This window comes from Aurantiacibacter odishensis (assembly GCF_003605195.1).
Lineage (GTDB): Bacteria > Pseudomonadota > Alphaproteobacteria > Sphingomonadales > Sphingomonadaceae > Alteraurantiacibacter > Alteraurantiacibacter odishensis.
This window is the reverse complement of the sequence record NZ_QYOS01000020.1, coordinates 16154-28861: the sequence shown is the minus strand read 5'-3', so window position 1 is coordinate 28861 and position 12708 is coordinate 16154. Positions and strand designations below refer to the sequence as shown.

The window sequence follows — 12708 nt, the reverse complement described above, 5'->3', positions numbered from 1 at the left end:
GCTCAGTCTTCCCGGCGCGGCTTCGCTGCCGCCCAGATCTGCTTTTTCGCAAGCCATGCGAGGATGGTGGCGAAGAGCAGGAAGCCCAGCACCGGCCAGCCGGTCGACTTGCGCTCGATCAGCTTGGGCTCGGCAGTCCAGGTGAGGAAGGCCGACACGTCCTGCGCCATCTGCGAGATCGTAGCGTCGGTGCCGTCGGCATAGGTGACCTGGCCATCGCTGAGCAGTGGCGGCGGCATGCCGATCACCAGTGAAGCGAAGTAGGGATTGTAGTAACCGCCAGCGGGGATGGTGAAATCAGGGAACTGCTGCGTCAGCTCGGCAGGAGCTTCCTGATAACCCGTCAGCAAGTTGTACATGTAATCACTGCCGTGGTGACGGGCCTTCACCATCAGCGAGAGGTCGGGCGGAATCTTGCCGCCGTTGGCAGCAGCCGCAGCCACGGCGTTGGGATAGGGCGAGGGGAAGTAGTCGGTCGGCAGCGCCTGGCGCAGCTCGTCCTCGCCGGTATCCGGGTTGACGCCGGGCACCATGTAGGTGGCGGCTTCCGCCTTCACCTGCGCTTCGGAATAGCCGAGCTCTTCCAGGTCGCGGATGGCGACGTAGTTCAGCGAGTGACAGGCGGCGCACACTTCCTTGTAGACCTGGTAGCCGCGCTGCAGCTGGGCCAGGTCCCACTTGCCGAAAGGACCGTCGAACGAATAGCCGGCCTCGGGACCATGGCTTTCTTCGTAGAAGGTGTATTCGGCGGTCGGGGCGACGTCCTCGGTCGCGGCGGTGTAGGCGCCGGTGACGAAGGCAAGCAGCACCACGAAGGTGAAGCCGAGACCGATCAGGATACCAACAAGGCGGATCATGTTTTTGTCTTTCCCTTAATCTCGGCTTTTCAGACTGCGGGCTCGGCGTTTTCGCCAAGCACGGCCTTCTTGTCGGAGCCCAGCACGGCCTCGGTGATGGAGAACGGCAGCGGGTCGGGCCGTTCGATCGAGGAGATGATCGGCAGGATCACCAGGAAGTGCAGGAAGTAGTACGCTGTGAAGATCTGGCTCAGCATCACGTAGGGCTCCTCCGCGGGCGCGCCGCCGAGGTAGAACAATGCTGCCATCGTCGGGATCAGGCCGAACCAGAAGAACTTGCGGAACAGCGGGCGATAGTGGCCCGAACGCACCGGCGACTTGTCCAGCCACGGCAGGAAGAACCACACCAGGATCGAGCTGAACATGGCGAGCACGCCCCACAGCTTCGCAGGCAGGATGAAGTCGAAGGTGAACGCACGCAGGATCGCGTAGAACGGATAGAAATACCATTCCGGCACGATGTGCGCGGGAGTCGAGAGCGGGTTTGCCTCGATATAGTTATCGGGGTGGCCCAACTGGTTCGGCAGGAAGAACACGAAAGCCATGAAAATGATCAGGGCAACGCCGAGGCCGAAGCCGTCCTTCGCGGTGTAGTAAGGGTGGAACGGCAGCGTGTCGCTTTCGCTCTTCACTTCCACGCCGGTCGGGTTGCTGGAACCCGGAATGTGCAGCGCCCAGATGTGCAGGATGACGCAGCCGGCGATGACGAACGGCAGCAGGAAGTGCAGCGAGAAGAAGCGGTTCAGCGCGGCGTTGTCCGGCGCGAAGCCGCCCAGCAGCCAGGTCTTCAGCGGCGGGCCGACCAGCGGAATGGCCTCGAACAGGCCGGTGATCACCTGCGCGCCCCAGAAGCTCATCTGGCCCCACGGCAGCACATAGCCCATGAAGGCGGTTGCCATCATTAGCAGGAAAATGGTGACGCCCAGCAGCCAGATCATTTCACGCGGCGGCTTGTACGATGCGTAGAACAGGCCGCGGAAGATGTGGATGTAGACGACGACGAAGAAGAAGCTGGCGCCGTTGGCGTGCGTGTAGCGCATCAGCCAGCCCCAGTTCACGTCCCGCATGATGTGTTCGACGGAGGCGAAGGCAACCTGCGTGTTGGCCGCATAGTGCATGGCCAGCACGACGCCGGTGATGATCTGCACCACCAGGAAGAAGCCGGCTAGAACGCCGAAATTCCAGAAGTAGGAGAGGTTGCGCGGCACCGGGTAGCCCGCGCCCACGGCGTTGTAGACGAGGCGTGGCAGCGGAAGCTTCTCGTCGAGGAACTTCGTCACGCCGTTCTGCGGCTGGTATTCCTTGGCCCAGGGAAAGCTCATGTTCTTCTCTCTCGCCTCAGCCGATCACGATGGTCGTGTCGGACGTGAATTGATACTCGGGCACGGCCAGGTTGGTCGGTGCCGGACCTTTGCGGATGCGCGCGGCGGTGTCGTAGTGCGAACCGTGGCACGGGCAGAAGTAGCCGCCGAATTCGCCCTTGTTCTCGCCCTCCTGCGCGCCCAGCGGCACGCAGCCGAGGTGGGTGCAGACACCCATCACCACCAGCACATCGCCGTGGCCGGGCTGGGTGATTTCGTCGAGCGTTGCCGGATCGCGCAGGCTGGAGACGTCGACAGCGTTTGCTGCGTCGATCTCGGCCTGGGTCAGCCGGCGAACGAAGACCGGCTGCTTGCGGAACACGGCCTTGATCGACTGGCCGGCTTCCAGCGTGGTGATGTCCAGCTCGGTCGTGCTTTCGGCCAGCACGTCTGCCGAAGGGGCCATCTGGCTGACCAGCGGATAGACCACGGCGAGACCGCCCACGCCTGCCGCGGAAACGGCAGCGATGTTGATGAAATCGCGGCGACGAACGCCGTCGTCGCCTTCGACTGCGCCGGTCACGTCCGGAGTCGCTTCAGCATTGCCAGTGGTGGATGCCATACCCTTGCCTTGCCTGTCGCTGCCGGAAATCCCTTGGAACGAAAGTTCCGGCGGCGAAAAGATTCGTCCAAAAAAGCCGCACGACGAACCGTTGCCGGGCGGCGGCTTGGCGCGGCTGATAGACGAGCAATGCCGCGCTGCCAACCCGCCTTTTGGTGGTAATATGACATGCGCGCCGGAGCGCAGTCTGGTGTGATGTGGCTGCGCCTAGCCCGGAAGGGCGATCAACGAAACCTGGCGGCCCGTTGTCAACTCTCCGCGATGGGTTGCGCGGCGATAGGAATGGAACCGGCGCGCGGCCGCGTAAGTGTCCATTTCCAGCGGGCAGATCGATTCGATGCCGGCAGCGGCGAGCCGAGCGGCGACGATGCCCTCCAGGTCGAAATGCCACTTTCCCGGGCCGGTTGCTTCGAAAAAGCGGTGTTCGGCAGAGGCGAAGTTCGCCCGCATGTCCGCGCCTACTTCGTAACTGTCCTGCGCGATGCAAGGGCCTATGGCGGCGGCAATTCTGCTGCGCTGCGCACCAAGCTCCTCCATTCGCGCCACTGTCGCCTCGATCACGCCGCCCTGCGCGCCGCGCCAGCCTGCGTGGGCTGCGCCGATCACACCCGCAGCTTCGTCCGCCATCAGGATGGGCGCGCAATCTGCGGTGACGATCGCCAGCGCGAGGCCGGGAGTTGCGGTGGCCATACCGTCCACTTCGGGCCGCTCGCTCTCGGGGATCGCCTTGCCCACCACAATCGCCTCGGCGGAATGCACCTGCTCCACGAAGACGACGTCCGCCCCGCCCACCGCAAGCCCGTGGGCATGGGCATCGCTCTGCGCGGCATCGAGAAAGCCGTGCGGCAGCGCGATATTCTCTGCGCGGATGACCTTTGCCGGATTACCCAAGGCTGCGGCTCACCTGCTCGTAGGTATCGCGCGAAAGCTTCGGCGACGCGGCGATCCGTTCGAGCTGCGCCTTCATCATGGCGGACCGCTTCGGCTCGATCCGCCGCCAGCGGCCCAGCTGCGGCACGAAACGCGCCGCCGTTTGCGGATTGATCGGGTCGAGCGCCAGGATCACGTCGGCCACAAGCCTGTAACCCTCGCCGCTCTTGGCGTGGAAAGCGTGCGGGTTGTAGGCAAAGGCCATGTAGAGCGAGCGCACGCGGTTGGGGTTCTTCAACGTGAACTGCGGATGGTCCGCCAGCGCCTTTACGTGCTCCAGTACGTCGGGATGCATCGAGCTTGCCTGCAAGGTGAACCACTTGTCCACCACCAGCGCATTGCCCTTGTAGCGGTTGTAGAAGTCGAGCAGCGCATCGGTCCGCTCGATGCCGGACATGCCTGCAAGCACCATCAGCGCGCCCTGACGGTCGGTCATGTTGTCCGCACCGGAATACTGCGACCACGCCAGCTCGCGGCCGTGATCCTCGTTACCTGCCGCAAGATAGAGCAGCGCCTGCGTCTTGACCTTGCGCGCACCGCGGGCCTGCGCCGAGAGGCTGTAGGGCACGGCTGCGGCACGGGCGTGGAGCGCTGCAAATTCCTCTTCCAGCGCGGAGCCGATAGCGGCGCGCAGCGCCTGTCGCTGTGTGTGGATGCGGCCGGGATCGGCAATCGCCATTGTCTCGGCAAGGTAGGTCTCCGTCGGTAGGACCAGCAGCTCGCCGCGCATCAAGTCATCGAGCGTATCGTCGGCCAGTACGGCGCGGAAGGCGCCGGTGATCGCATCGCGCGCCTCGGCGCGAGTGGCATCGTCCAGTTCGCCCTCGACCGCCTGCCTGAGATGGCGGACGACGAGATCCTGCAAAGCCTCGTAGCGGGCAAAGGGATCGTCGTCGTTCGCAGCAAGGAACACGAGGTCTGCCGCGGTAATGTCGCGCTCTATGGTGACAGGCGCGGAGAAGCCGCGGTTGATCGAGAGAACTGGCTTCTCGGCAAAGCCTTCGAACACGAAGCTGGCTTCCGCGGTATCGAGGATGACGAGTTCCTCGCCCTTATGCTGGCCGCTGGTGCGGTCGAACAGGGCCACTTTCAGCGGGATCGGCATCGGCTGCTTGTCGGGCTGGCCCGGCGTTGCGGGCACGACCTGCGACAGGTGCAGCGTGGCGGTGTCGCCATCGTGTTCAACCCGGACGGAAACCCTGGGCGTGCCAGCCTGCGAGTACCACAAGCGGAACTGCTTGAGATCCAGTCCCGCGCCATCCTCAATGGCCTTGACGAAATCCTCGCAGGTCGCGGCCTCGCCGTCATGGCGCTCGAAGTAGAGGTCCGTGCCTTTGCGGAACCGTTCCGGCCCGCACATGGTGCGCATCATGCGGATGACTTCGGCACCCTTGTTGTAGACCGTGGCAGTGTAGAAATTGCTGATTTCGCGATAGCTGTCGGGCCGGATCGGGTGCGCCAGCGGGCCGCTGTCTTCCGGGAACTGCGCACCGCGCAGCACGCGCACGTCCTCGATGCGCTTGACCGGCTCCGATCCCATGTCCTGCGAGAACAGCTGGTCGCGCAGCACGGTGAAGCCTTCCTTCAGCGAAAGCTGGAACCAGTCGCGGCAGGTCACGCGGTTGCCCGACCAGTTGTGGAAGTATTCGTGCGCGATCACGCCTTCGACGCCGTCGAAATCGCCGTCGGTCGCGGTATCCTCGTCCGCCAGTACGTATTTCGTGTTGAAGACGTTGAGGCCCTTGTTCTCCATCGCGCCCATGTTGAAATCGGAAACGGCCACGATGTTGAACAGGTCGAGATCGTACTCGCGGCCGAATGTTTCCTCGTCCCACTTCATCGACTTCTTGAGCGATTCCATGGCGTGCCCGGTGCGGTCGAGGTCGCCCTCTCGCACGTAGATGTTCAGCGTGACTTCGCGCCCGCTCATGGTGGTGAAGCTGTCGGTATTGGTCACCAGCTGGCCTGCCACCAGTGCGAACAGGTAGCTCGGCTTTGGCCAGGGATCGTGCCACTCGGCCCAGTGCGTGCCGTCATCGTTCCTGCCGCTGGCCTCGAGATTGCCATTGCACAGCAGGACGGGGAATGTCTCCGCATTGCCTGTCATCCGCACGCGGTAGGTCGAAAGCACGTCGGGCCTGTCGGGGAAGAAGGTGATGCGGCGGAAGCCTTCCGCCTCGCACTGCGTACACAGCATCCCGTCGGAAGCATAGAGCCCCATCAGCTGGGTGTTGGCCGAGGGATCGATCTCGGTCGCCACAGCGATCTCGTGCGCATCGCCGGGCAGCGTGACGATCAGATCATCGCCGTCCATCGTCCAGCTGTTCGACATTTCGCCATCGACTTTCACCGAAAGCACGTCCAGCCCGTCGGCGTTGAGGCGGATGGTGGACGAATGGTCGGCCTTGGCGTTGCGCGCTACCGTCAGCGTGGAGACGACGCGGGTCGCGTCGAGGCCCAGGTCAAAGTCCAGCGCAACTTCGGGCACCAACCATGGGAAGGGCCGGTAGTCCTCGCGCCGGATCGTCGGCGGCTCGTGCGGGGCGGGCGCGGCATCCGCGAGTTCGGGGTTGCCGTCGGGCGTGGAGGGTGTGCGGGCGATATCCATGAGTCTGACCTAATTTTCTTCCGTTGCCGCGTCGAGTGGTTAGAACGCACGAGATGGCGCATCTGTTCATATTCGGCCTCGGCTACACTGCCAAACGCATTGCTGCCTCGGCAAAGGCCGCGGGATGGACCGTTTCCGCAACCGGATCGGACGGCGATGTGGACTTTGCCAAGCGCGATTCGGTGATGGCTGCGCTTGCGCAGGCGGGTCATGTCCTGTCGTCAGTCCCGCCAGACCGGGAAAGCGGACTGGACCCGGTGCTGGATAGTTACGGTGATGCACTGGGCAGGCACTGGCTCGGCTACCTCTCCTCCACTGGCGTCTACGGCGATGCGCAGGGCGCTTGGGTGGACGAGAGTTCTCCCACCGGCGAAGGCAGGCGCACGGCGCGCGCAGAATGTGATGCGCAGTGGCTGGAGCGCGGGGCGCGCGTCTTCCGCCTGCCGGGCATCTACGGGCCGGGGCGCAGCGCCTTCGACCGAATCCGCGCTGGCAAGGCGCACCGCATCGACCTGCCGGGACAGGTCTTCAGCCGGGTGCACGTGGAGGACATCGCCAGCGGCGTTGTGGCGGCGCTGACGGGCGATGCGCCGCCGGGCGCCTACAACCTCTCCGACGATCTCCCATGCAGCCAGAACACGCTGATTGAATTCGCTTGCGACCTGCTTCAGGTCGAACCGCCACCACTCCAGACCATCGAGGAAGCGGGTCTCTCTCCGATGGCGCGCGGTTTCTATGCCGAGAACCGCCGTGTCGCGAATGGCAAGGCCAAGCGGATACTGGGGTGGGAGCCGGCCTATCCGACCTATCGCGAGGGGTTACTCGCCCTGCACTGATGATGGTGCGTCGTGACGCAGGCGCGCCGATTGCTGGACCTGGACGCCCTTTTGCTTTCGTGCCCGCAGCGCCAGAACCATCCCGATGACGGCCAGCACCATCCCGCTCGCGGTCAGCCACGTCCACCGATAGCCCTCGAATAGGGTCGACAGCAGCATGGCGACCGAGATTGTGATGATCGAGTTGTAGGCTGCGCGCCCCGCACCGATCTCGCGCACGAGATTGTAGTGCAGCGGGAATGTCACCACAGAGCCGATCAGCGCGAGGTAGACGATGCCGCCCCAGTAAGCCGCGCCCGTCGGCAGCGGCGGCGGCCCGGCTGTCACCCAGGCAAAGGCGAGGTCGAAAATGGTGCCATAGAGCATGGCCCAGGCAAGCAGGCTGACCATCGGCACGCCGCGTCCCGTGGGGTTGGCCTGGATCACGTTGGCGATCGATGCAGCGAGGATGCCGATCACCGCCAGCACGATGCCCAGCCCCACGTTGCCGCCGATCACGCCCGCATCGGGATTGGCCTGCCATTCGTGCCAGAGCAGGAAGGACACGCCGACGATGGCCACCGCACTGCCGAGGATGAAGCCGCCCTGCACCCTCTCGCCCAGAAAAACCCGGGCGAACAAGGCGTTGGGCACCATCAGCAGGCCGAACATCATCGCAACTATGCCGGAGGTAACATAAAGCTCGGAATGATAGACGAACAGGAAGTTGCCGCTGAACTGCGCGATCCCTACCCCCAGCGCCAGCACCTGCTCGGGCCGGGTCAGCCGCAGCCGCCGCTTCATCAGCATGGCGACGAGGAAGAGCGCGGGTGTGGCCAGCGCGAAGCGGTAGAACACCGACCACGCGGCTGGCACGCCGTCGATCTGCCCGGTGATGACGAACCACGTCGAGCCCCAGATCGTGCCGGTCAGCACGAAGGGTACGATCACGCGCCAGCTGAGGATCTTGGCCTGAATCGGGTTGGAGGCAGCGCTCACAGCGAAGCGATGGCCTTGCCCAATGCGCGCGCATGTTCGTGATCGGTGGCCCAGTGGGTCACCAGGCGCACGCAGGTGTCGTCCCAGTCGTAGAAAGAGAAGCCCTGCGCCCGCACGGCGGCGCGTTCGTCGGCAGTCATTGTCACGAACAGCTCGTTGATCTGTGCCGGGTAGACCAGCCGGTCAGCCGCGCTGTCGGCGATGATCGCTGCTGCTGCATTGGCGGCGCGGGCGTTCTCCAGCCACAGGTCGTCGGCCAGCATGGCGTGGATCTGCGCGGCGAGGAAACGTCCCTTGCTTTGCAGGTGTCCGGCGCGCTTGCGGCGGAAGCGGATCATGTCCGCCTTTTCGGTGTCGAACAGGATCACGGCCTCGGCTCCCATCCCGCCGTTCTTCACGAAGCCGAAGCTGAGTGCGTCGACCGGGCCTGCCACTTCGGCAGGCGATGCATCGAGGAAGGCGCAAGCGTTGCCGAAGCGCGCGCCATCCATGTGCAGGCCGAGGCCATGTTCTTTCGCCAGGGCACCAATTGCGGCGAGTTCATCGGGCGCGTAGCAAAGGCCGTACTCGCTGGCCTGGGTGATCGAGATTGCCTGCGCAGGCACCTGGTGCACGCCGCGCGTGATGCCGGACAGCACCTCGGCGATCGAGTCTGGCGTCAGCTTGGCGCCCTCGCCCTTGGCCAGCAGCAGCTTCGCGCCGTGCAGGTAGAAACCGGGTGCACCGCATTCGTCCATCTCGATGTGCGCTTCCTCGTGGCAGACGACGCCGCCGTGAGGATCGACCATCGTGGCGAGCGCAAGGCAGTTCGCAGCCGTGCCGGTCGCCACCCACAGCGCCGCGCACTCGCGACCAAACGTGGCAGAGAGCCGCGCATCCAGCTCCCGGCTCAGGGCATCGGTATCATAAGGCATGTCGGGCGCGTCGGCAGCGCGCATCGCCTCCCACAGCCGGGGATGGACAGGCGCTGCATTGTCGGAGAGGAACTGCATCGCGGAACGCCATGGCCGTGGGCGGCGTTCAGCGCAAGAAGGAGAAATTCATGGCGAAGATCGAAGTCACCGATGAAACCACCCACGGCGCATACCGCGTGGACGTGGAAGGCAGCGACCAGCCGGCCGAACTGACATGGAAAGCGCGCGGCGAGGCGCGCATCGCAGACCACACCTTCACCCCTCCCGCCGCGCGCGGAAAGGGCATCGCGTTCGATCTCGTGGAATTCATGGTGCAGGACGCGCGCGACAAGGGTTTCACCATCGTGCCGCAGTGCCCCTATGTCGCGGTCCAATTCCGCAAGCACCCGGAATGGGCGGACGTGCGCGCCGATATCGAGAGCTGACACCAGACCTTGCACGGCGTCTTTGAAAAATAACGGTTTTTTCGGAACATTGGCGTTCCCGGCCTCGTTAGTCTGGTGTGAATGCCGGTGGCACCGGCGACTCGCGCCCCGTATGCCGACGGGTCGATGCGATTGATCGCCGAATTCATGAAATCAGAAGACATGCCGCCGGTTCGACCAAGAGGAGAGAACCAATGGCACACGATCAACAGATGCAGAACCGAACGACCTATTCCGATGCCGAGCTGGAACGCAGAAGCCAGTTCGACCGCTCGCGCCCGCTCGAACGAGACGAGACGAGCGATCTGATCTCGTCCGACAAGGTTGAAGGAACGGCTGTCTATTCCACCGACGGCGAGAAGCTGGGCACGATCGATCACCTGATGATCGGCAAGCGCTCAGGCCGAGTCGAATATTCGGTAATGAGCTTCGGTGGTTTCCTGGGCATCGGCGAGCATTATCACCCCGTTCCTTGGGACGCGCTGGATTACGACACCAGGCGCGGCGGCTACATCGTCAATATCGACAAGGGTCGACTGAGGGATGCGCCTTCCTACAGCCGTAACGAGCGACCCGAATTCAACCGGGAGTATGGCGAGAACGTCTACGCTTATTACGGCGTGCTTTACTGAGCCGCCCTAAAATTCCTGAAAGAGCGACGGGCCCCGGTGCAAACCGGGGCCTTTCGCTTGTCAGCGCGGCAGCTTGGCGAAATCGACAGCCGCGATCGATTCCAGTGCCGCGGCGCGCATCTGGCGCGCATCTTCCAGAGAAAGTCCGGGAAAAGCGAGGCGGCCACCCGCAAGGCCGAAGCGCAAGGTGCAATAGCCGCGCCAGCGTCCAAGCGGGTTCTGACTGATCTCCACGGAATGCAGTTTCACCCTGTTGGCGATCCGGTAGTTCGGTGCCAGCCAGCCCCGGCGCGAGACGACCTGTTGCGGGTCCAGCGCGTGGCGCACGACGCGCCAGCGATAGTATTCACCCACCGCGAGGAAGGCGGCGAGGCCGAGCAGTAGCACGGTCGGCACCCAGTACCCCTGCAAAGCGAGAACAAGCGCCGCCACGACCGGCACGAAGGCCTGCATCACGGCCCTGTCGAAATAGTAGTCCTCGCTGGCCCGTCGCCAGTCGGCGCTGTCGTCGGGTAGAGAGAAACCCGCCTCGCGGGCGATGGGGGCGATTTCCTTCATCTGCGCGAAAGGGGCCACGTCGTGGTTCGCGCTGCCTGCATCCTGCGCAAGGCTGATGAAGGACAGGCCGTGCCAGCCGAACCGGCGACGCAGCCAGCCGGTTTTCAGCACCAGCGCCTGCACCCGGTGCACCGGCATCACCACGTCGGTCTTGGTCAGCAGCCCGCGGCGGCGGCGAAAGCCCTTTGGCGTGCGTTCCAGCCGGAACTCCCAGTCGCGCACGAAAGTGCGCACCACGCCGCTGGCCATGCCCACCACCACGACGGCAGCCACGGCATAGAGAATGGCGAGAACCTGCGCGAAAGTGCTGTAGCCGTTCACAAGCTCACCCGCCTCGGCAATGCGCTCGTCGCGGAAGATGTCGGCGATATAGTCCCACATGTCGAAGGGCAGCAGGAATTCCAGTTGCTGCAGCGCGCCCAGCAGCACCGCGAAGACCACCAGCGAAAAATTGAACAGCCCGAACAGGAACAGCCGCTTCGTATCCATCGCGAACAGCGTTCGCCCGACAGGCTCAGCCACTTGTAGGCTGGCTTCGCCTGCCTCACCGATCAGAGCCGGTTTGGCTGTCTCGCCCTCCACCAGGGCCCGCACCGTCTCGCGCAGCTTCTCGCCCTCGGCTTCGGACACGTAGGAAAGCTTCAGCTCTTCCTTGCCGCCCGCGCCTGTCTCGAACTTCACTTCGACAAGGCCGAGCAGGCGCGGGATCAGTTTCTGTTCGAGGCTGACGTCCTGGATACGTTCGTAAGGGACGGAGCGGGCGGAGCGGCTGATGATGCCTTGTTCCACCCGCACGTCCGTTTCGCCCACGCGGTAGAGCAGCCGCCGCCACGAAAGCCACGCGCCGAGCAGGTTGATACCGATGATCGCACCGAAGATCGGCACGAAGTAGGGTGCAATCGCTCCCAGTCCCTCACTGTCGGGTTCGCTGGACGCCGCGCCATACAGCACTGCGATGGCCGGAAGGATGGCCTGCGCCAGCGTACGCGCCATCTGAACCATCATGGTGAGTGGATTGACGCGCTGCCACTCGTCCGTTTCGACGTCCGGCGCGGCCAGAGGTTGGGATGCGCGCTCGCTCACAGCGATTCGCGCTTTACGTGCTGGCGGATCTCCTCGCGCATGGCCACGGCATCTGCGTGCCGCAGTCCCGGCAGGGTGACGGAGGCATTATGCGTGCCCGCCGTATGCAGGATCAGCCGCGCAATGCCGAACGCGCGCTCAAGCGGACCCTGTTCAACATCGAGATGCTGCACGCGACTGAACGGGACGACGGTGTCGGCATGAAACATCACCCCCTTCACCACCCTCAGGCGGTCCGTACTCACGTGATAGCCGCGACTGCGATAGCGCTTCATCGGGATCAGTAGCACCATGACAAGCGCGATCAGCACTGGCACGATCATCGGCGCCCAGGTCCACGGCTCCGGCAGCGCGCCAGCGACGCCCATTACCAGCGCAGCGATGAGGAACGGCAGGACCGTGAGCGTGCCTTCGATGCGCATGACAGTGGCATAGGCGGGATCGAGTTTGCTGAGCGGTTCGGTGTCCATAAGGGTGAGTTGTATCAGCAATACACCGTATGGGAAGAGGCTAGATGACCGCCCAGCCTTTCTCGAACGCCGCTGACGTTCCCGGTCGACGACGTGCCGACATCTTTCGCCTGCGTATGTCTGGGAGAATGGTGCTGCTGGGGAGGATTGAACTCCCGGCCTCACCCTTACCAAGGGTGCGCTCTACCACTGAGCTACAGCAGCGTCCGGGCCCGAAGGCGAAGCAAGTGTCGCCGGGCAGGCGCGCGCTATTGTCGCCAGCCGCTCGAAAGTCAAGCCAAGCTTGAGTGATGGCGGCGGTTGCGGCAGATATATCGCCCATGAGCAAGGATTTGTCCCGCGAGGAACGTCTGGCCGCACAGCTGCGTGCGAACCTGAAACGGCGCAAGGCGCAGAAGAAGGCAATGGCCGGCGACGAGCCGTCCAGGCCCGACGACGATTCGGACCATGCTTCTCCGGGCCTTTCCAATCGCGCCGGTGAAGGCTAGGGCGCG

Annotated in this window: 13 protein-coding genes and 1 tRNA gene; 4 read left to right on the top strand and 10 right to left on the bottom strand. The window is 64.1% G+C overall.

Going from position 1 to position 12708, the window contains the following annotated elements:
* Positions 1–2 precede the first annotated feature (2 nt).
* The 5 genes from D4Q51_RS03375 to pepN all read right to left on the bottom strand — a co-directional run bounded on the left by D4Q51_RS03375 (position 3) and on the right by pepN (position 6318).
* Positions 3–857, bottom strand: a complete 855-nt coding sequence (locus D4Q51_RS03375; protein ID WP_120076347.1) for a cytochrome c1 — start codon at positions 855–857, stop codon at positions 3–5.
* A gap of 29 nt (positions 858–886) precedes the next feature.
* Positions 887–2179, bottom strand: a complete 1293-nt coding sequence (locus D4Q51_RS03370; protein ID WP_120076346.1) for a cytochrome b — start codon at positions 2177–2179, stop codon at positions 887–889.
* A 16-nt stretch (positions 2180–2195) separates the two neighbouring features.
* Positions 2196–2780, bottom strand: coding sequence for a ubiquinol-cytochrome c reductase iron-sulfur subunit (petA, locus tag D4Q51_RS03365; RefSeq protein WP_120076345.1), 585 nt, complete (start codon positions 2778–2780; stop codon positions 2196–2198).
* A 207-nt stretch (positions 2781–2987) separates the two neighbouring features.
* Positions 2988–3671 (bottom strand): peptidoglycan editing factor PgeF, encoded by a 684-nt coding sequence (pgeF, locus tag D4Q51_RS03360; protein ID WP_120076344.1) that lies wholly within the window; start codon positions 3669–3671, stop codon positions 2988–2990.
* Entirely contained in the window at positions 3664–6318 is a 2655-nt protein-coding gene (pepN, locus tag D4Q51_RS03355) for an aminopeptidase N (protein ID WP_120076343.1), read from the bottom strand. The genes pgeF and pepN overlap by 8 nt, the downstream gene beginning before the upstream one ends.
* A gap of 53 nt (positions 6319–6371) precedes the next feature.
* On the opposite strand from pepN, the gene D4Q51_RS03350 reads away from it, so the two are divergent.
* Positions 6372–7154 (top strand): Rossmann-fold NAD(P)-binding domain-containing protein, encoded by a 783-nt coding sequence (locus tag D4Q51_RS03350; protein ID WP_120076342.1) that lies wholly within the window; start codon positions 6372–6374, stop codon positions 7152–7154.
* Here the strand turns inward: D4Q51_RS03350 and D4Q51_RS03345 are convergent.
* Both D4Q51_RS03345 and D4Q51_RS03340 read right to left on the bottom strand, forming a co-directional pair.
* Entirely contained in the window at positions 7137–8132 is a 996-nt protein-coding gene (locus D4Q51_RS03345; protein ID WP_120076341.1) for a DMT family transporter, read from the bottom strand. The two genes, D4Q51_RS03350 and D4Q51_RS03345, sit on opposite strands and share 18 nt — an antisense overlap.
* Positions 8129–9124: a threonine aldolase family protein gene (locus D4Q51_RS03340; protein ID WP_120076340.1), complete on the bottom strand. Its 996-nt coding sequence runs from the start codon at positions 9122–9124 to the stop codon at positions 8129–8131. The genes D4Q51_RS03345 and D4Q51_RS03340 overlap by 4 nt, the downstream gene beginning before the upstream one ends.
* Positions 9125–9174: 50 nt before the next feature.
* Here D4Q51_RS03340 and D4Q51_RS03335 point away from each other — a divergent pair, with 50 nt between their 5' ends.
* Both D4Q51_RS03335 and D4Q51_RS03330 read left to right on the top strand, forming a co-directional pair.
* Positions 9175–9471, top strand: a complete 297-nt coding sequence (locus tag D4Q51_RS03335; protein WP_120076519.1) for a GNAT family N-acetyltransferase — start codon at positions 9175–9177, stop codon at positions 9469–9471.
* Between the two features lie 194 nt (positions 9472–9665).
* Positions 9666–10103, top strand: coding sequence for a PRC-barrel domain-containing protein (locus tag D4Q51_RS03330; protein WP_240624544.1), 438 nt, complete (start codon positions 9666–9668; stop codon positions 10101–10103).
* A 60-nt stretch (positions 10104–10163) separates the two neighbouring features.
* Here D4Q51_RS03330 and D4Q51_RS03325 read toward each other — a convergent pair whose 3' ends face one another.
* The 3 genes from D4Q51_RS03325 to D4Q51_RS03315 all read right to left on the bottom strand — a co-directional run bounded on the left by D4Q51_RS03325 (position 10164) and on the right by D4Q51_RS03315 (position 12418).
* Positions 10164–11744 (bottom strand): PH domain-containing protein, encoded by a 1581-nt coding sequence (locus tag D4Q51_RS03325; RefSeq protein ID WP_240624543.1) that lies wholly within the window; start codon positions 11742–11744, stop codon positions 10164–10166.
* The gene (locus D4Q51_RS03320) at positions 11741–12214 is read right to left on the bottom strand and encodes a PH domain-containing protein (protein ID WP_240624542.1); all 474 of its coding nucleotides are present in this window, start codon (positions 12212–12214) and stop codon (positions 11741–11743) included. The genes D4Q51_RS03325 and D4Q51_RS03320 overlap by 4 nt, the downstream gene beginning before the upstream one ends.
* Before the next feature lie 129 nt (positions 12215–12343).
* Positions 12344–12418, bottom strand: a tRNA-Thr gene (locus D4Q51_RS03315).
* Between the two features lie 116 nt (positions 12419–12534).
* Here D4Q51_RS03315 and D4Q51_RS03310 point away from each other — a divergent pair.
* Positions 12535–12702, top strand: a complete 168-nt coding sequence (locus tag D4Q51_RS03310) for a hypothetical protein (protein WP_162925114.1) — start codon at positions 12535–12537, stop codon at positions 12700–12702.
* Positions 12703–12708: the final 6 nt, after the last annotated feature.